At 71.9% G+C, this 18715-nt stretch carries 19 protein-coding genes; 7 read left to right on the plus strand and 12 right to left on the minus strand.

Translation table 11 applies throughout. The features are described 5' to 3' along the window. Positions 1-38: 38 nt before the first annotated feature. Complete coding sequence (gene smc / locus N8N77_RS02020; protein ID WP_261164224.1) at positions 39-3692, minus strand: chromosome segregation protein SMC; 3654 nt, start codon at positions 3690-3692, stop codon at positions 39-41. Between the two features lie 591 nt (positions 3693-4283). Here smc and N8N77_RS02025 point away from each other — a divergent pair. From N8N77_RS02025 to N8N77_RS02050, 6 genes are all read left to right on the plus strand, one after another. Next, positions 4284-4577 (plus strand): hypothetical protein, encoded by a 294-nt coding sequence (locus N8N77_RS02025; protein WP_261164226.1) that lies wholly within the window; start codon positions 4284-4286, stop codon positions 4575-4577. 28 nt (positions 4578-4605) lie between these two features. Beyond that, positions 4606-5700, plus strand: a complete 1095-nt coding sequence (locus N8N77_RS02030; protein WP_261164227.1) for a GNAT family N-acetyltransferase — start codon at positions 4606-4608, stop codon at positions 5698-5700. Continuing rightward, on the plus strand, positions 5697-6761 hold the full coding sequence (locus N8N77_RS02035; RefSeq protein ID WP_261164228.1) for a GNAT family N-acetyltransferase: 1065 nt from the start codon (positions 5697-5699) through the stop codon (positions 6759-6761). Before N8N77_RS02030 ends, N8N77_RS02035 begins: the two co-directional genes overlap by 4 nt. A 17-nt stretch (positions 6762-6778) precedes the next feature. Further along, positions 6779-7753, plus strand: a complete 975-nt coding sequence (gene cofD / locus N8N77_RS02040; RefSeq protein ID WP_261164229.1) for a 2-phospho-L-lactate transferase — start codon at positions 6779-6781, stop codon at positions 7751-7753. 227 nt (positions 7754-7980) lie between these two features. Then, positions 7981-8451: a hypothetical protein gene (locus N8N77_RS02045; RefSeq protein ID WP_261164230.1), complete on the plus strand. Its 471-nt coding sequence runs from the start codon at positions 7981-7983 to the stop codon at positions 8449-8451. Positions 8452-8453: 2 nt separating this feature from the next. Beyond that, complete coding sequence (locus tag N8N77_RS02050; RefSeq protein WP_261164231.1) at positions 8454-8675, plus strand: helix-turn-helix transcriptional regulator; 222 nt, start codon at positions 8454-8456, stop codon at positions 8673-8675. Positions 8676-8712: 37 nt separating this feature from the next. Here N8N77_RS02050 and mutM read toward each other — a convergent pair whose 3' ends face one another. From mutM to N8N77_RS02080, 6 genes are read right to left on the minus strand one after another with little or no spacing between them, the layout of a single operon-like run. Next, a complete protein-coding gene (gene mutM, locus N8N77_RS02055) occupies positions 8713-9618 on the minus strand; it encodes a bifunctional DNA-formamidopyrimidine glycosylase/DNA-(apurinic or apyrimidinic site) lyase (protein WP_261164233.1) in 906 nt (301 codons plus the stop codon). Continuing rightward, entirely contained in the window at positions 9611-10309 is a 699-nt protein-coding gene (gene rnc, locus N8N77_RS02060; RefSeq protein ID WP_261164235.1) for a ribonuclease III, read from the minus strand. Before rnc ends, mutM begins: the two co-directional genes overlap by 8 nt. A gap of 10 nt (positions 10310-10319) precedes the next feature. Then, positions 10320-10529 (minus strand): 50S ribosomal protein L32, encoded by a 210-nt coding sequence (gene rpmF, locus N8N77_RS02065; protein WP_050721097.1) that lies wholly within the window; start codon positions 10527-10529, stop codon positions 10320-10322. Between the two features lie 32 nt (positions 10530-10561). Then, positions 10562-11083: a YceD family protein gene (locus N8N77_RS02070; RefSeq protein ID WP_396652793.1), complete on the minus strand. Its 522-nt coding sequence runs from the start codon at positions 11081-11083 to the stop codon at positions 10562-10564. Positions 11084-11133: 50 nt separating this feature from the next. Further along, a complete protein-coding gene (gene coaD / locus N8N77_RS02075) occupies positions 11134-11634 on the minus strand; it encodes a pantetheine-phosphate adenylyltransferase (protein ID WP_261164239.1) in 501 nt (166 codons plus the stop codon). 57 nt (positions 11635-11691) lie between these two features. Then, positions 11692-13866, minus strand: coding sequence for an ATP-dependent DNA helicase RecG (locus N8N77_RS02080; protein ID WP_261164241.1), 2175 nt, complete (start codon positions 13864-13866; stop codon positions 11692-11694). A gap of 63 nt (positions 13867-13929) precedes the next feature. Between N8N77_RS02080 and rsmD the strand changes: the two genes are divergently transcribed. Beyond that, a complete protein-coding gene (gene rsmD, locus N8N77_RS02085) occupies positions 13930-14493 on the plus strand; it encodes a 16S rRNA (guanine(966)-N(2))-methyltransferase RsmD (RefSeq protein ID WP_261164243.1) in 564 nt (187 codons plus the stop codon). A 39-nt stretch (positions 14494-14532) separates the two neighbouring features. Here the strand turns inward: rsmD and N8N77_RS02090 are convergent, their stop codons facing one another. The 5 genes from N8N77_RS02090 to N8N77_RS02110 all read right to left on the minus strand — a co-directional run bounded on the left by N8N77_RS02090 (position 14533) and on the right by N8N77_RS02110 (position 18674). After that, the gene (locus N8N77_RS02090; protein WP_261164244.1) at positions 14533-15507 is read right to left on the minus strand and encodes an NAD(P)-dependent alcohol dehydrogenase; all 975 of its coding nucleotides are present in this window, start codon (positions 15505-15507) and stop codon (positions 14533-14535) included. Between the two features lie 19 nt (positions 15508-15526). After that, positions 15527-15748, minus strand: coding sequence for a helix-turn-helix transcriptional regulator (locus N8N77_RS02095; protein WP_261164246.1), 222 nt, complete (start codon positions 15746-15748; stop codon positions 15527-15529). Continuing rightward, complete coding sequence (locus N8N77_RS02100) at positions 15742-16182, minus strand: hypothetical protein (protein ID WP_261164247.1); 441 nt, start codon at positions 16180-16182, stop codon at positions 15742-15744. Before N8N77_RS02100 ends, N8N77_RS02095 begins: the two co-directional genes overlap by 7 nt. A gap of 84 nt (positions 16183-16266) precedes the next feature. Beyond that, positions 16267-17745, minus strand: coding sequence for an MFS transporter (locus tag N8N77_RS02105; RefSeq protein ID WP_261164248.1), 1479 nt, complete (start codon positions 17743-17745; stop codon positions 16267-16269). Then, complete coding sequence (locus N8N77_RS02110; RefSeq protein ID WP_261164249.1) at positions 17742-18674, minus strand: heme o synthase; 933 nt, start codon at positions 18672-18674, stop codon at positions 17742-17744. Before N8N77_RS02110 ends, N8N77_RS02105 begins: the two co-directional genes overlap by 4 nt. Positions 18675-18715: the final 41 nt, after the last annotated feature.

Consider the following 18715-nt stretch of genomic DNA (forward strand, 5'->3'; position numbering starts at 1 on the left):
GCGCGTCGAACCACTCCCGCGCGTTCACGAGCGCCCGCTCATGCCGTGGCGCGTTCGCTGATGCGCTGACCCACGACGGCGGACACGCCGTCCTGACGCATCGAGACGCCGTACAGCGCGTCGGCGATCTCCATCGTCCGCTTCTGGTGGGTGATGACGATCAGCTGGCTGTTCTCGCGCAGGGTCTCGAACACGCCCAGCAGGCGCCCGAGGTTGGCGTCGTCGAGCGCCGCCTCCACCTCGTCGAGGATGTAGAAGGGGCTGGGTCGCGCCTTGAAGATGGCGGTGAGCAGCGCCACCGCGGCGAGCGAGCGCTCGCCGCCCGACAGCAGGGACAGCCGCTCGATCTTCTTGCCGGCCGGCCGCACCGAGACCTCGATTCCCGTCGTGAGCATGTCGTCGGGATTGGTCAGCGCGATGGAGCCCGTGCCGCCAGGGAACAGGATCGGGAACACCTCGCCGAACGCGGCCTTGGTGTCCTCGAACGCCTCGGCGAAGATCGCCTGCATCCGCTCATCGAGCTCGGCGATGATCGTCATGAGGTCCTTGCGGGTGCGGACGAGGTCGTCCAGCTGTTCCGTGAGGAACTTGTGCCGCTGCTCCAGGGCCGCGAACTCCTCCAGCGCGAGCGGATTGACCCGCCCCAGCTGTGCGAGCTTGCGCTCGGCATCGCGCAATCGACGCTCCTGCATCCGCCGGTCGTACGGGATCGTCGCGGCCTCGCCGTCCTCCGCCGGATCCCCACCCGTCTGCGGGGCGGTGCGCTCGACGGGCTCCGCTGCGAGAACGGGCGCGTCGTTGCCACGCGGCTGCAGCGCCTCACCGCCGGCGTGCAGCACCTCCTCCGGCGCCCGCGCCGGCGTGATGTCGGCCACGTCGCGGGGCACGGGCTGGTCGGGCCCGTACTCGGCCACGAGCACCTCCTCGCCGAGCCCGAGCTCGGAGGAGACCCGCTCGAGCAGGCTGTTGAGCTGCACCTTCTTCTCGTGGATCTGCAGCTCCAGCCCGTGCACGCTCTCGGTGAGGCCGCTCAGCCGCTCCCGCAGCTGCGTCTCCTGGCGCCGCAGATCGCGCAGCTCCTCCGACATGGCCGAGCGGGCGCTCTCGGCCTCGGCGAGCGCCAGCCGGGCCTGCGTGACCGATCGGTCGACGGAGTCCATGAGGTGCGGCAGCTCGGCCGCGACACCGGCGGCGATCTCGCGCTGGCGCCGGCGGATGACCGCGCGCCGGGCGGCCTGCGCCGCCGCCTCGCGCTCGCGCTCCCGCTGGCGTTCGAGCCCGACGGCGCGCGCCTCCGCCGCCCGCACTCGCTCACGCAGCGTCTCCACCTCGAGCCGGGCGGCCATCTCGCCCTCGCGCGCCTTCTCCAGCGCCGCGAGCAGACCGTCGCGGGCCGACGCATGGAGGATGGGCCGCGGCTGCTGAAGCGCTCGGTCGAGCTCGTCCGCGGCGGCCCGCGCCCTCCCCTCGGCCTCCGCGACGGCACCCTGCGCCTGGGCGAGCCCCGTCTCGAGACGCTCGCACTCGGCGACAGCCGCCTCGTGCCGCACGGTCACTTTGTTCACGTGCTCGGCGTGCTGCGCGAGCTGGGCGTCGTGCTGGCGCAGCTCCTGCAGCGCCTCCTTCGCACGGGCGCGCGCGGACTGCAGCCGTTCGGTCGCCTCCCGTCGCTGCACGCCGAGGTCATCGACGAGCACGCGCACCTCCGCGAGCCGATCGGCCGCCGCGTCATGTTCGGCCTGCAGCTCGAGGCGCGAGCGCCCCTCGCCCGACCCGGCGCGCAGGGTGTGCGACGTGAGCACCTCGCCAGCGCGCGTCACGATCGTGACGGGCCCGCCGATCCCCACTTCGGACAGGGCCGGCGCCGCACGCAGCGCGGCGTCGAGATCATCGGCGACGGCCACGAAAGCGAGCACGCCGAGCACACCGGACGGGGCCTTCACCACCTCACGCGCCGGGGTGATGCCCTCGAGCGTCGGGAAAGCGGGTGTCGCGGCGTCCGCGTCGCCGATCACGATGTCCACCACGCCCACGTCGCTCGCCCGCGCGGCCACGGCACGGGCCTCGTCGGGCGTGCCGACGAGCACGCCCTCCGCGAGCGGCCCCAGCACGGCGGCGATCGCGGCCTCGTATCCGGCGGCGACCTGCACCGCATCGCCGACGAGCCCGCGGATGCCGTCGCCGCCGCGCTCGATCAGCTCGGCCGCGCCATTCTGCACGGCCAGCGCGCTGCGCAGCGCGGCGGCCTTCGCGGTGAGCGCATCCGCCTCGCGCTCGGCAGCGCGGTGCTGCTCACGAATCCGCTCCAGCTGCGCCTCCGCCTCGGTCGCGGCCTGCTGCGCGTCCTCGTAGGCCGCCTGGAACTGCGCGGCGGTCCCCGTGGTCTCCTCGAGGGTCTCGAGCGCCTCGAAGGCGGCCGCCGCCTCCACCCGCCGCGCGTGCGCCGCGTCGAGCGCCCGCTGCTGACGCTCGACGGCAGCGCGCACCGCGGCGAGCGCCGACTCCGCGGCCTCCGCCGATCCGCGCAGCGCCGTGATCCGCATGTCGTGTTCCGACACGAGCGCGCTCTGCTCCGCGATGTCCTGGTCGAGTGCGTCCAGCTCGGCACGCGCCGTCAGCAGTTCCCGCGACGCGACCCCCACGGCGTCCTGCGCGGCACCGAGACCATCGCCGATGCGGTCGATCTCGGCCCTGGCCTCGTCGATGGCCGCCTGCGTCACCGTGATCGCCGCGGAGGGGTCCTCCTGATCCTGGCCCAGCAGCGCCAGCCGCTGATTCGCCAGCGTGTAGAGCCCGCGCAGCCGCTCCTGCACCTGCTCGAGCGCGAACGCGACGCGGCGGGCCTCGTCCACTGCCTCCGCGTTCTGCTGCGCCTCGAGCGCGGCGATCCGCACCCGGATGCCGTCCGCCTGCTCCTGCAGCACCAGTCGCTCCGAGTGCCGCTCCTGCTCGCTGCGGTGGTGGTCGGCCAGCACCGATCTCAGCTGCACGACGTCGTCGGCCAGCAGCCTCGCCTTGGCGTCGCGCACGACGGCGGCGATGGTCTGCGCCTCCCGCGCGATCTCGGCCTGTCGCCCGAGGGGTTTCAGCTGCCGCCGGATCTCCCCCGCCAGGTCGCTGAGGCGCGTCAGGTTCTGCTCCATCGCCTCGAGCTTGCGGAGCGTCTTCTCCTTACGGCGACGGTGCTTGAGGATGCCCGCGGCCTCCTCGATGAACCCGCGGCGGTCCTCGGGCGTCGCCTGCAACACGGCGTCGAGTCGCCCCTGTCCCACGATCACGTGCATCTCGCGGCCGAGGCCAGAATCGCTCAGCAGCTCCTGCACGTCGAGCAGCCGGCAGGACTCGCCGTTGATGGCGTACTCGCTCTGGCCGTTCCGGAACAGCGTGCGGCTGATCGTCACCTCGCTGTACTCGATCGGCAGCGCGCCGTCGGTGTTGTCGATCGTCAGCTGCACCTCGGCTCGACCGAGGGGGCCTCGTGTCGCCGTGCCGGCGAAGATGACGTCCTCCATCTTTCCGCCGCGCAGGCTCTTGACGCCCTGCTCCCCCATCACCCAGGCGAGGGCGTCGACGACGTTCGACTTGCCCGATCCGTTCGGTCCGACGATGGCCGTGACGCCCGGCTCGAGCACGAAGGTGGTCGGCTGCGCGAACGACTTGAACCCCTTGAGCGTCAAGCTCTTCAGGTGCATCCGCGTTCCTCCTCCGATGTGTCGATCCACGCTACCCGACACCCCGCGAGAGGCCCGTCCTTCCGCGCCGCGCGGGCCCGGATCCGGCTCCCCCGACGAGCCGTGACACGCCCGGCAGGGCACGAATTCTGGGAGAAACCTTGACGCCTGCGGCGCGCATCCCCTATCGTGACATCCGGTTGCGCGCATTCGGCGCGTGACGGCTCGAGAGGAGATCGCGATGATGATCACGACCACGCACACCCGCACGGGTGCCGTCGTCGACGCCGCGCTCCTCGGGGCCGGGAATTCCGGGCACGACCTCGGGCTCCCTCGCGGTCGACGCGGCTGACGCCCTCCCGCACCCCGCGCATCGCCGCGACCCCCGGGTCGCCGCATTGCTGATGCGCCGACGCGTCCGCCCCTGATCGGCGCGCGTCGCCCACAGGCGGACCCGCCCCGCGATCACTCGCGTCCGGCCGCCGTCTCCCCCCGTCCGCCGACGGGTTCTTTCGACGTCCCCGCAGGACGCGGAGATGTCGGCGGCCCTCGCTAGCGTGCGGATCGCACATCCCGCGATTCGTTCATCCCCCCCCTCACAAAGGAACACTCATGTCGCAGACCGTGCAGTACCCCACCCGTGACCGTGCGCTCGCCGCTCAGCAGCCGCGGCCGCCCCAACCTCCTCGTCCCCCGTCCGAGGCGATCGCCGTGCTGGAGTCGCGCGCTCCTCGCACCGCGTTCGCCGACCGCGTCGCGATGCGGATCGGACTGTGGTTGATGCTGTGGGGCACCCGCCCCACCTACATCCGCCGCGACGAGGCCGAGGCTCTCCTGGAGCGCCGCCGCCTCCTGCAGGCCCACCTGACGCTGGGGCTCACCGGCCCCCGCCACCCCTACGCGTGATCCGCGCCGACGAACGAAAGAGAACACCATGATCAGCGAGACGCTGACCATCACCCCGCTGCACGTCCCCGCGTCGCTCGACGCGCCGGACGCCGCCGACTTCCGCGCCATGGTGCGCATCGGCAACGACGAGTGGGCGCGTGCCGCCGGCACCCGCCTGCTCGATGAGGACGAGCTGGACGTGCTCACCCGCTGGCAGAGCACGACCGACTACACCAACCGTGCCGTCGTCGCACGTCGCGACGGTCGCATCGCGGCCGTCGCGGCGTGCTCCTACGACAACGCCACCGAGCAGGCGGCGGAGGTGTACGTGAACCTCGCCGAGGAGTTCGAGGACGAGGAGCTCCACGACCGCATGCTCGCGGAGGCGGAGACGCTCGCCGCGGACGACGGCCGCACGGCGCTGCAGTCCTACACCATCCATCCGGCGGCGGGGTCGGGCGACATGCTCCCCTCTCCCACCGGGTCCGGCCGCGTGCCGCGCGACGCGTTCGCCGAGCGCATGCTGCGCAACGGCTACACGCTGCAGCAGGTCGAGCGCACGAGCATCTTCGATCTGCACGGTTCCTTCGATGAGGTCGACCGGCTGCTCGAGGAGTCGCTGGCCGCGGCCGGCCCGTCGTACCGGGTCGTCTCGTGGACCGGCCGTGCGCCGGAGGAGTACATCGACGGCTATGCGGCCATCCTCGGCCGGCTGTCCACGGACGCGCCGTCGGGCGACATGGTGGCGGAGGCCAGCGAGTGGGACGCCGAGCGCGTGCGTCGCCGCGAGGAGCGTCACGAGCGTGCGGGCCGGCTGCTCAGCGTGGTCCTCGTGATCCACGAGCCCACCGGCCAGGTCGCCGCGCACAACGACCTCGGCATCGGTCCCGACCGCACGAAGCCGACGGAGCAATACGGCACGCTCGTCGCGCCCGAGCACCGCGGGCACCGACTGGGGTCGATCGTGAAGTGCGTCGGCCTGAAGCGCTGGCGCGAGGCCGTTCCCGAGTCGCCGTGCGTGATCACGTGGAACGCCGAGGAGAACCGCTTCATGCTCGACGTCAACGAGCGCGTCGGTTTCCGCCCCCTCGCCTACGCCGGCGCGTGGGAGAAGCGGCTCGACGCGGCGATGAGCGCATGATCGTCGAACCCCTCGTCGTCCCCGGGAGCCTCGACGGCCCCGGGGGCGACGACTTCGCGACCTTCGTCGAGCTGCTGAACGCGCAGGCGCTGCGCGAGGGCGGCAGCGACCTCGTGAAACGCCACCCCGACAACCTGCTGTCGCAGTATCAGGCGCAGGAGGACTTTCGGCGCGCGGCGTTCGTCGCCCGCGAGGGCGCGGCGATCATCGGCGTCGGGTATGTCGAGTACGACCGGGGCACGCAGCGCACGTGTGAGGCGGAGATCGCGATGGACGCCGCCCACGAGTCCGAGCAGCTCGCCGACGCCCTGTGGCGTACGACGGAAGAGCTCGCCCGGGCCGAGGGGCGCTCGGTCATCGCGACCTGGAGCCACCACCGCTACGACGAGGGCGGCGAGCGGATCGTGCCGCCGACGCGGGCCGGATCGCTGCGCCGCGACGCCGTGACGCAGCGTCTCCTGCGCAACGGGTTCGCGCTGCAGCAGGTCGATCGCGGCAGCGTGTTCGACCTGCACGGCTCGTACGAGGGCGTGGACGCGCTGCTCGAGCGCGCGCTGGAGACGGCCGGCCCCGACTACCGCGTCGAGTGGTGGACGGGCGCCACTCCCGAGGAGCACCTCGACGGCCTCGCCGCCGCCATCACCCGCATGTCGACCGACGCGCCGTCGGGCGACATGGACGTCGAGGAGACCCCGTGGACGGCGGATCGCCTCCGCCGGCGCGAGGCGCGCATCGAGCGGGCCGGCGCTCTCCTCGGCGTCACCGCCGTCATTCACGTGCCGACGGGGACGGTGGCCGCGTTCAACGAGCTGGGCGTCCCGGCCGACCGCTCGGAGGTGACGAACCAATACGCCACGCTCGTGCTCGCCGAGCACCGCGGACGCAAGCTCGGCTCGATCGTCAAGTGCGTCGGGCTCAAGCGCTGGCATGAGGCGGTGCCGACCTCGCCGTGCGTCGTCACGTTCAACGCCGAGGAGAACCGCTACATGCTCGACGTCAACGAGGCGGTCGGATTCACCCCGATCGTGTCGGGCGGCGCGTGGGAGAAGCGGATCGGCTGACGCCCTACCGTAGAGGCATGGCTCAGAGGATCGTCGTGATCGGGGGCGGGGTGGGCTGCGCCCGCTTCGTGAAGGGCGTGCGCGAGCACGTGCGGCGCGCGGGTCTCGACGCCCGCATCGACGTGGTGGTCAACACCGCCGACGACTGGTGGGTGTCGGGCCTGCGCATCGCCCCCGACCACGACAGCATCCTCTACGCCCTCGCCGGCGTGAACGACGCCGAGCGTGGTTGGGGGCGCGCCGACGAGAGCGAGCGTGTCGCCGCCGAGCTGGCGGTGTGGGGCACCGCACCCGACTGGTTCACGCTCGGCGACCTCGACCTCGGCACGCACATCGCGCGCACCGCCTGGTTACGCGGCGGCGCGACGGTGTCGGAGGTGTATCGGCGGCTCGGCGCGCGCTGGCAGCTGGGAGCGACCCTCCATCCCGCCACCGACGACGAGATCGACACCCACGTGCTGCTCGAGGACGGATCGGCGATCCATTTCCAGGAGTGGTGGGTGCGCCATCGCGCGCAGGTGCCCGCCATGGGCTTCCTGCAGCACGGCATCGCGCTGGCACAACCGTCCACCGGCGCGCTCGGCGCTCTCGAGCTGGCCGACATCGTCCTGTTCGCGCCCTCGAACCCCGTCGTGTCGATCGGGCCGATCCTCGCCGTGCCCGGCATGCGCGAGGCGCTGCGCGGCGCGCGGGCGCCGATCGTGGGCGTCTCGGGCATCATCGGCGGGTCCGCCGTGCGCGGCATGGCCGACGCGTGCCTGGCCGCGATCGGCGTCGAGACGTCGGCCGCGGCGGTCGCCCGCCACTACGGCGCGCGAGGTGCGGGCGGCGTGCTGGACGGCTGGCTCGTGGCCGAGGAGGACGAGGCATCGGTGTCGTCGATCCGCGACATCGGGATCGAGACGCGAGCCGTGCCGCTCTGGATGCGCGATGACGACACCTCCGCGCAGCTCGCGGCCGACGCCCTCGCCCTCGCCGCCGACCTGGCCTGACTCAGCCGCGAGGATCCCGCCGCAGCCGCGCCTCGAAGCGTCATCCCTCCCGCGTCGCGATGATCTCCGCGTGAGGCCACAACGTGCGAGGTCCGCCTCGACGACCTCGACAGCGGGGAACGCCCACGGGGCACGGTCGCACTGGCCGTCAGCCGATCTGCTTGCGTGAAGCCCACTTCACATGTGAAACTAACTTCACATCCAGAGTTCGTCACGCAGGAGGCATCATGACCGACGCTCGCGCCGACAATCGCACGCGCTGGGGACGGGTGAAGTTCGCAGGAGGCCGCACCCCCGCGATGGCGGTGGCCATCCCGGCGGGGCTGCTGACGGCCGCCGGCTTCGGCTCGCTCACCCTCCTCACCGACGTCGTGCCGCGCGATCACGCGCTGCTGGTTGCAGGAGTCACGGCGTTCGTCATGTCGTGGGGCTGCATCGGCCTGGTCTGGGCACTGGTCGTCGACAGACGCACCCTTCGCGGGGCCATCGACAAGCCGGAGCAGTCCGTCGAATCGCAATGGCTCGAGTCCGCCCAGAGCGGCGCGCTCACCGACCTGATCCTCATGACGGGCTTGGCGCTGGCCGTCCTCTCGCTCGCACGTATCCGCATCGACGGAACATGGGCGCTCATCGGGGTCATCGTCATCGCGGGGCTCAGCGTCGGCGTGCGGTACCTGGTCGCTCGAGCACGAGGCTGAGGATGAAGAACTGCCTGCAGGAGCGCCGAAGGGAACGCGGATGGTCCCAGCAGCGTCTCGCCGACGCACTCGGCGTGTCCCGCCGCACGATCATCTCCATCGAGCAGGGTCGATTCGATCCGTCCCTGCCGCTGGCATTCAGCCTCGCCGCGGTCTTCGCCTGTCGCATCGAGGACCTCTTCGATCCCCGCGGCGAGACGAGGCCCGACGACCGACGGCACTGATCGCCGTCGGTCGTCGGTCGGTCCAGGCGCAACCCGGCTAACGCCGCCGCTGGCAGGCCGGGCAGTAGTGGCTCGAGCGGTTGGCGAACGCGACGCGCACGATCGCGCGCCCGCAGCGGGGGCACGGCTGCCCCGTGCGCCCGTAGGCGTTGAGCGAATGCGCGAAGTAGCCGGCCTCGCCGTTGACGTTCACATACTGCGCGTCGAAGCTCGTGCCGCCCTCGGCCAGCGCCTTGCGCAGCACCGCGCGCACCTCGGCGAGCAGCCGGTTCACCGCGCGCGTCGACAGAGCCGCGGCCGACGTCTCGGGATGCACGCGGGCGGCCCACAGCGCCTCGTCGGCGTAGATGTTGCCGATCCCGCTGACGACCGTCTGGTCGAGCAGGACCCGCTTGATGGCCGACGCCTTGCTGCCCAGCGCGCTCCGGAAGGCGGCGTCGTCGAAGGCGGGGTCGAGGGGGTCGCGCGCGATGTGCGCTGCTTGTGAGGGAACGAGCGGCGCGGCGTCGCCGAAGCCCCCCGGCGCGCCATCGGGCGTCGGGACGAGGTCATCGATGGCGAGGGAGCCGAAGGTGCGCTGATCCGCGAACACGATGGCGAGCTCGCCGTGCTCGGGGTGGGCGAGCGCGAAACGCACACGCTCGTGTCGCTCGGCCGGCGCGCCCGGTGCCCGCAGCAGCATCTGTCCGCTCATGCCGAGGTGCACCATGAGCGCCTCGGGCCCGGAGGCGGCGAGGTCGGCGAGCGCCAGCCAGAGGAACTTGCCGCGCCGGGCCGCACCGAGCACGCGACGCCCCGCCAGTCGCCCCTCGAAGTCCGCCGCGGTGCCCGGGTGCCGGGTCAGCGCGCGGGGGTCGAACGCCTCCACGCCGAGGATGGTCGCGCCGGTGACGGCAGGCGCGAGGCCGGATCGGACGACCTCGACCTCGGGCAACTCAGGCACGGGCCGGAGCGTCCTGCGCGTCCTGCCACAGCCGCAGGGCCGCGGCCATCTCGGCCTGCTTCTTGCTGACGCCCTGGCCGGTCGCCTCGCGATCCCCCACGCGCACGACGGCGGTGAAGCGGCGGTCGTGCGCCGGGCCCTCCGCCGTGACCTCGTAGGCCGGCGGGGCCACACCCATGCGGGCCGCGAGCTCCTGCACGGCGGTCTTCGGGTCGCCGACCGCGCCGTACCGGTCCGGGTCGTCCACGAGCGGCGCGATCAGGCGCTGCACGAGCGACAGGGCCGCCGTCCGACCGGCCGAGAGGTAGGCGGCGCCGAAGATGGCCTCGGTGGCGTCGGCGAGGATCGAGTCCTTGTCGCGGCCGCCCGTGCGCTCCTCGCCGCGCCCCAGCTTGAGGTGTGCGCCCAGGCCGAGCTCGCGCGCGACGGCCGCCAGCGCCACCATCGACACGACGCCCGCGCGCCGACGCGACAGGGTGCCCTCAGCATCGCTCGGGAAGCGCTCGTAGAGCATGGACGTCACGGCGAGACTCAGCACGGAGTCGCCGAGGAACTCCAAGCGTTCGTTGTGCGGGATGCCGCCGTGCTCGAAGGCGTAGGAGCGGTGCGTGAGGGCCAAATCGAGAAGCTCGGCGTCGATGTCGACGCCGAGCTTCTCGATGAGAGACCTGTGGTCCTGGATCTCCGTCACGTGACGGGGATCAGACGTCGGCGACCTTGCGGCCCTTGTACTCGAGGAACAGCTCGGTGCCCTGCGAGTCGGTCACGACCTTGGCCTGGTGCGGACGGCTGTAGACGACCTTGCCGTTCTCCACGGTCTTGACGAGGGCGGGCGCCTCGGCCTTCCACTGCGCGCGACGCGAGCGCGTGTTGGAACGGGAGACCTTCCGCTTCGGGGGGTTACCTGCCATGACTGACTCTCTTCTGTGCTGAGGGCGGCGCCTTAACGCGCCGAACCATTCGGGTCGGTGAATTCCTGGAGCGCGGCCCACCGAGGATCGACGGGCGCCTGCTGCGCTGCACCGGAGCTCTCCGCCAGACGCTCACCCGTGTTCGGGTCGAGCCCGGGGCAATCCGGCTGGCACACCGGCTGGAAGGGAAGCGCGAGGACGAGGGCGTCTCTGACCAGATTTTCAAGATCCACGTGGTCGTCTTGAACTTCGAAGTCAGCCGCTTCCTGACCAGGGTACTCGAAAAGCTCCTGGAATTCGACTTCGACGCGCTCGGCGAGGTCGCGCAGGCAACGCCCGCAGACCCCCTCATAGACGGTCTCGACATCCCCGGTGACGAGGATCCCCTCGTGCACCGACTCCAACCGCACGTCGAGGTCGAGCTCGCGCCCCTTCTCCACCGAGACGATCCCCTCGCCCCAGCGCTCGGGCGCGGGCACGACGATGCGGTGTTCCCGCATCTCGCCCGGCTTGCGGACGATGTCGCGCACGGGCAGCACGAACGGTCCGGACACTCGCGTTTTCACCCATCCATCCTATCGGCGACGGGCACGGCGAGGGCCGGTCAGAACTCGCTCGAGGTGGCCCGCGAGAGGTAGCGGGCCACGGGCCCCGGCACGTACGGCGACACGTCGCCGCCGAGGCCGGCGACCTGGCGCACGAGCGAACTCGACACGACGGAGTTCGCCGGGTCGGCCAGCAGGAAGACCGTCTCGACGTCGGCCAGGTGGTTGTTCACGACCGCCATGGGCGTCTCGTACGTGACGTCGGCCTGCGAACGGATCCCCTTCACGAGCACGCCCGCGCCGACCTCCTGCGCGTAGTCCACGAGCAGGCCCACGCTCCAGGAGCCGATGACGACATCGCCCTCGATCCCCGCCTCGGCGATCGACTCCTCGAGCAGCGCGAGACGCTGCGCGATGGGCAGCATCGCCTCCTTGTCGGGGTTGTGCACCACCAGCACGTGCAGCTGTTCGTACAGGCGGGCCGCCCGGCGGATCACGTCGAGATGTCCGAGGGTCGGCGGGTCGAACGATCCCGGCACGACGGCGATCCGGCTGCTCATGATCCTCAGCCTAATGGCTCCGCGCGGGCCGCCTTGCGGCGCGCCCCCCCCGCCCCGTCACGCCTTCGACAGGGCCGCGCGCTCCTCCTGTGTCACACGGCGGCGCAGCGCGTCGGCCAGCCCGGGATGTGCCTCGAGGAGCGGGTCGTCCGCCAGGATCGCCTCCGCCGCCCCGCGGGCCCGTGCGATGAGGTCCGCGTCCTTGATGACGCGCAGCAGGCGCAGCGACGAGCGGGCGCCCGACTGCGCGTCGCCCAGCACATCCCCCTCGCCGCGCAGCTCGAGATCGACCTCGGCGAGCTCGAAACCGTCCAGCGTCGCCGCGACGGCCTCCACGCGCGCGCGGGCCGGCGTCTCGGCGGCCGCCTCCGTGACGAGCAGGCACAGCCCGGGCACCTCCCCGCGGCCCACGCGGCCGCGCAGCTGGTGCAGCTGCGAGACCCCGAAGCGGTCGGCGTCGAGGATGATCATGGTCGAGGCGTTCGGCACGTCCACGCCCACCTCGATCACCGTCGTGGCCACCAGCAGGTCGATGTCACCCGCCGCGAAGGCCTGCATGATGCGGTCCTTCTCCTCGCCCGGCATCTTGCCGTGCAGGGTGGCGACGCGCAGCCGACCGACGCGCGGGTGCGTCGCGAGCATCTCGGCCACCTGCACGACGCCCCAGCGGGGCCCCGTCTGCTCGCCCTCGACCGGCGGGGCCAGCGCATCGGGGTCGTCCTCGACGGCCGCGGCGCCCTTCGCCTCCACGTCGATCGCGGAGCACACGACGAACACCTGATGCCCCTTGTCGATCTCCTCCGCCGCGCGCTCCCACACGCGTGCGAACCACGCGGGCTTTTCGCCGACGGGTGCGACGAAGGTCTCGATGCCCGCGCGACCGGCCGGCATCGTGCGGATCGTCGACACGTCCAGATCACCGAACACCGTCATCGCGACGGTGCGCGGGATCGGGGTGGCCGTCAGCACGAGCGCGTGCGGGGTCGTGCCCTTCGCGCGGAGCGTCTCGCGCTGTTCGACCCCGAACCGGTGCTGCTCGTCGACCACGACGAGACCCAGGTCGGCGAACGTCGTCTTCTCGCTCAGCAGCGCGTGCGTGCCCACGACGATGAGCGCCTGACCCGATGCCACGCGCAGGGCCGCCTTGCGGCGCTCGGCGGCGCCCATCTGACCCGTCAGCAGCGTGGGCATCAGCTGCGGGGCGAGGTTCGGACCGAGCATCCGCGTGATGGAGCGCAGGTGCTGGGCGGCGAGCACCTCGGTGGGTGCGATGAGCGCCGACTGCCCGCCCGATTCGGCCACCTGCAGCATGGCCCGCAGCGCGACGAGCGTCTTGCCCGAGCCGACCTCGCCCTGCACGAGCCGGTTCATGGGCCAGTCGGCGACGAGGTCGGCCGCGATGCTTGCGCCCACGGAGACCTGATCGGGTGTGCGCTCGAACGGCAACGCGGCATCGAAGCGCTCCAGCAGGCCGCCGGGCGTGGCTTCGCGCCGCGTCGACGACATCGTCCGCACGAGCTGGCGCTGCTGCGCGAGCGCCGCCTGCAGCACGAGAGCCTCGTGCATGCGCAGCGTGTGGCGCGCGACATGCGCCTGCTCCTCGGTGGCGGGTCGGTGCACGAGCTCCAGCGCCTCGCGGGCCGGAAGCAACGACTCGCGGGCGCGCAGCTCGTCGGGAACCGGGTCGGGGATGTCACCGAGCCCGTCGAGGACGATGCCCATCGCGCGCTGGATGTCCCAGCTGGGCATCGCCGCGGTCGCCGGGTAGAGCGGCACCGGCTGCTTCGCCCACTCCTCAGCGCCGCGGCGCGCATCCTCGTCCTCGTCGAAGAGCTGGAAGTTGGGGTGGGCGAACTGCAGTCGTCCCTGGTACCAACCCACCTTGCCCGAGAAGACCCCGCGGCTGCCCACGCGCAGCTGGCTCTCGCGCCACGGCTGGTTGAAGAACGTCAGGCTCGCCTGGCCGCGGCCGTCGCTGATGACGACCTCGAGGATGCTGCCCCGGCGATTGCGCATCGGTCGCGTGTTGACGCCGACCACCTCGGCGACGATCGTCACCGTGTCGCCCTCGACGAGCCCCGCGATGGGCGTGAGCTCGCCGCGCTGCGCGTAACGGCGCGGGTAGTGCGCCACGAGGTCGCCGACGGTCTCCATGCCGAACGTCTTCTTCAACCCGCTCGCCTCCTTCACGGGAAGCGCGCCCGCGAGCGGTGTGTCGAGCGTGAACGGCATGTGGCGAGTCTAGATCGGCCCTCGGACGCGGCCCGTCGCGCGGGGTCCGGCTATCGTTTTCGGGTGACGAGGATCATCGCGGGCGCGGCGCGCGGCGTGCGGCTGGACGTGCCCGACGCGGGCACGCGCCCCACCAGCGACCGGGTGAGGGAATCCCTCTTCGGCGCCCTCGATACCACGGGCCTGCTCGAGGCCACCACGGTCGTCGACCTGTACGCGGGCTCGGGGGCGCTCGGGCTGGAGGCGCTCAGCCGGGGCGCGGCCGCCGTCGACCTCGTCGAGCGCGCCCCGCGGGCGGCGCGTGTCGTGCGCACCAATGCGGCGCGCGTGGCGAAGGCGGCGGGGCGAGAGGCGACCGTGCACGCGTCGTCCGTGCAGGCGTTCCTGCGCGGTGCGCAGCGCACGTACGATCTCGCCTTCCTCGATCCGCCCTACGACGTTCCGGACGATGCGGTCGCGGAGGACCTGCGCCTGCTCGCGCCCCTCCTCGCCCCCGATGCCATCGTCATCGTCGAGCGCGCCTCGCGGTCCGCCTCCCCCGACTGGGCGGCCGCGGGTCTGGCGTCCCTGCGCGAACGCACCTACGGCGACACCGCGCTGTGGTGGGGCGAGCCCCGGCACTCCTGAGGGGACCCACCGCGATCAGCGGACGCGTGACGAGGGTCGTCACTCCGGACGCACGCGGACGACGACCTTGCCACGCCCCTTGCCGTGGCCGATCCGCGCGATCGCCTCGGCGGCGGCCTCGAGCGGATACTCGGCATCGATGACGGGTCGCAGCTTCCCGGCGGCCGCGTGAGCCGCGAGCGTGTCGAGAGCCGCCACTGACTCAGTTGACGCGAGCATCACAAGGCGCTGCCGCGCGAACGGGTCGAGCATCGCGGCGACGATCGCCCTCCCCAGCCCGGCCATCGGTGCGCCTTCGGGCTCCGCGCCGACGAGCACGAGCGCGCCCCGTGGCGTGAGGGCGCGGCGCAGCGCGCGCAGCGGCCGGTGGCCGCCGGTGTCGATGATCGCGTCGAAGGGACCGCGCCGCAGCGGGTCCTCGGCGGTGTAGTCGATGACCTCGTCCGCCCCCACCGACGCGACGAGGTCCGTCTTCGTCCGACTGCAGGCCCCGACCACCATCGCTCCTGCGGCCTTGGCGACCTGCACGGCGAGGTGGCCCACCCCGCCCGCCGCACCCAGCACGAGCACCCGATCCCCTTCGGCGATCCGGGCCGCCTGTGTGGCCTTGAGCGCCGCGCTGCCCGAGACCACGAGCGCCGCGGCTTCGCCGAAGGTCACGCCCGGGGGGCGTCGGGCGAGCCGGTCCCGCCGCACGACCGCGTACTCCGCGAGGCCTCCGTGTCCCAGGCGCGCGCTGCCGAACACCGCATCCCCTGCCGAGAGGTCCGTCACGTCGTCGCCCACGGCCCGCACCCTGCCGGCGACCTCCATCCCGAGCACCCGCTCGCCCTTCAGCGGCATGGCCAGGCGGACGGGAGCGGGCCGCCCCTCCAGGAGGTGCACGGTCCCCGCGTCGACGCCGGTCGCCACCACCTCGACGACGACCTCCCCGGCACCGGGAGTGGGTTCACCACGCTCCGCGAGCCGGAGCACTTCGGGACCGCCGTATCGGTCCTGCACGATCGCCTTCATGTGTGCTCCTCAGTTCGGGTCACTGCTGCTCGGGATACGAAAACACGTCGTCGAGCCGCGCCCCGAGGGCGCGGGCGATGAGAAATGCCACCTCGAGCGAGGGCGAGTATCGGCCCTGCTCGATGGCGATGAGCGTCTGTCGGGTCACCCCGACGCGCTGCGCAAGTTCGGCCTGGGTCATCTCGCCCGCCTCGAACCGCAGGCGACGGATGCTGTTGGTCACCTTCGTGGGCTTCACCACCGCGGGTCGAACTCCCCGCGGTAGCAGACCACGCGGGCGATACCGCCCACGACGGCGGACAGGAAGAACCCGAGGAAGATCCCATTCGCGATCCAGAACGCGTCCTGATCGAGCATCGCCAGGACGAGCGCCATGAGCGCCCCCGCGACGATGAAGGCCGATCCGACACGCTCGCCCAGCCGCGCGATGGCGACGTCTCGCTCGTCGGGCTCGGGGCTTCCGGTGTCGGTGTACACACGGAAAACCGCGTGAAGCACCATGGCGGCGATCACGGAGCCCCCGATCGTCCAGACCATCGGCAGGGCGAAGGGACGCTCTGTGAGCGGTACGTCGGGGCCCGTGAACAGCAGCAGGAGATAGACCGGGTACCCGACGAGCGCGAGCACGAGGCCGATCCACGCGCGGCGCTCCTCCGGAGCCATCGACGTGACCATGAGCCATCTCCTCGTGTAAAGAATTCCCGACATCGTCAACGTAAAGCGTCGACGACACCATGTCAAGAATTATTTACACCGATGTCAGGAGCCGCCGGCCTCTTCGCGCGCCCCGATGCGGCGCGATCGCAGGTCGATGAGTCCGACGACGAGCGCCAGGATCATGCACGCCGCGACGACGATGAGCCCGTGCAGGTACGCGTCGCGATACACCGTGGTCTGCGGCTCGCTGTCGGTCTCGCCGAAGACCGTGGCGTAGAACAGCGACAGCGCGATCGCCATGCCGATCGCCGAGCCGACACGCTGGACGAGCTGACCGACCGAGCCGGCGAGCCCGCCCTGCACGGGCGGCACCTCGGCGAGTGTGAGCGTCTGGTTCGGCGAGATGACGAAGCCGCCGCCGATGCCGCCCAGCAGCAGCGCCGCCGCCGACAGCCATGGCACCGCCTCCGCGGGGGCCACGGCGGCGACGAGGGCGAGGCCGCCCACGCCCAGCAGCACGAGCGCCAGTCCCCCCACGACGAGGGGGCGGCCGAACCGGGCCACGAGCCGCCCGCCGATGACCGACGTCGCGGCGCTGGCCAGCGCGAAGCCGATCGTCGTCAGGCCCGCGGCCATCGCGCCGACCCCGAGGCCGGTCTGCAGGTACAGCGTCGTGATGATGAACATCGACGGCATGCCCGCGAAGTACGCGGTCATCAGCAATGTGCCGTTGCGATACGACGGGATCCGCAGCAGTCCGAGCGGGACGAGCGGCGCGCGGCCGGAGGCCTCGTAGCGCCGCTCCCACCAGATGAACGCGACCACCGCGGGAACGAAGACGGCAAGGGCCCACCAGCGGCGCGGATCGTCGCTGGGCTCGCCGGTCGTGAACAGGAACGGCAGCATCAGGGCGAGCACCGCGACACCGAACAGCACGATGCCGAGTGGGTCCAGCGTGATTCGGCCGCGACGCTCGGGGCGCAGGTCGGGAAGCGCCCACAGCGCGAGCACGGCGGCCGCCAGCCCGAGCGGCACGTTCATCCAGAAGATGCCGCGCCACCCGTCGTCACCGCCGCCGAGCTCCACGAACACGCCGCCGATGAACGGCCCGAACGCCGTGCCCAGGCCGATCGTCGCGCCGAACAATCCGAACGCCATGCCGCGCTCGCGCCCGGTGAACACGCGCTGGAGCACGCCCATCACCTGCGGCATCTGGATGCCCGCCGCCACGCCCTGCGCGACGCGCGCGGCGATGAGCAGCTCGGCGGTGGGCGCGAGCGCGCACGCCGCGCTCGTGAGGGCGTAGAGCACGAGACCGATGACGAACAAACGTCGTGGCGAGAGCTGGTCGCCCAGGCGCCCCATCGGCACCAGCAGCAGTCCGAAGGCGAGCACGAAGCCCGAGACGATCAGCTGCAGCTCGGTCGAGCCCGCGTCGAGCACCTCCCGGATCGCCGGCAGCGCCACGTTGACCTTCGACATGTCGAGGATCGTGAGGGCGGCCACCGCGGCGCAGACCGCGAAGGCGCGCCAGCGATGCGGGACGGAGCCCGGCGTGCTCTGCCCGCTGTGGGCGCTCACCACGGCAGCAACGGGTCCACGGCGACGGCGATGAACACGAGCGAGAGATACGTGATCGACGCGTGGAAGACCCGCATGGGGCCGACGTTCTGCCCCTTCACGGTGCGGGTGTACAGCCGGTGCGACTCGTACACGAACCAGCCGCCGAAGACGAGCGCCGAGACGGTGTAGACGACGCCCATGCCCGCGACCGGGATGAGCAGCAGCGAGCACGCCAGGGTCGCCCACGCGTAGAGGATGATCTGCAGGCCCACCTGCGTACCCGAGCGGGTCGCGCCGAGCATCGGAACGTGCGTCTCGTCATAGTCGGCCGCGTACTTGATCGACAGCGGCCAGTAGTGCGGCGGTGTCCAGAGGAACACGAGGGCGAACAGCACGAGCGCCGGCCAGTCGAGCGTTCCCGTCACGGCGGCCCAGCCGATGAGCACCGGGAAGCAACCGGCGATGCCGCCCCACACGATGTTCTGCTCGGTGCGGCGCTTGAGGATCATCGTGTAGATGACGACGTAGAAGAAGATCGCGATCGCCGACAGGGAGGCCGTCAGCAGGTTCGTGAAGGCGAGGAACCAGACCGTCGATCCGATCGCGAGCGTCCACGCGAAGACGAGCGCGGCGCGCGGAGTGACCTCGCCCGTGACGATCGGCCGGTTCTTCGTGCGCTGCATGTGCGCGTCGATGTCGCGGTCGAGGTACATGTTGAACGCCGCCGCGGAACCGGCGCTCGCCGAGCCGCCGATGACCGTCGCGAGCACGAGCCACAGGTCGGGCAGGCCGTCGGCGGCGAGGAACATCACCGGAATCGTCGAGACGAGCAGCAGCTCGAGCACCCGCGGCTTGGTCAGCGCCACGTACGCGCGGATCTTCCGGCGAAGCCCCGAGGACCTCGGCCCGTCGTGCGCCGTGCGCGGATCCGGAACGGTCGTGGTCATCGCCCCTCGTCCCCTCGCTTCACACCGGCACAGACCGCCTC

This window comes from Microbacterium sp. Marseille-Q6965 (assembly GCF_946151065.1).
In the GTDB taxonomy this organism is placed as follows: domain Bacteria; phylum Actinomycetota; class Actinomycetes; order Actinomycetales; family Microbacteriaceae; genus Microbacterium.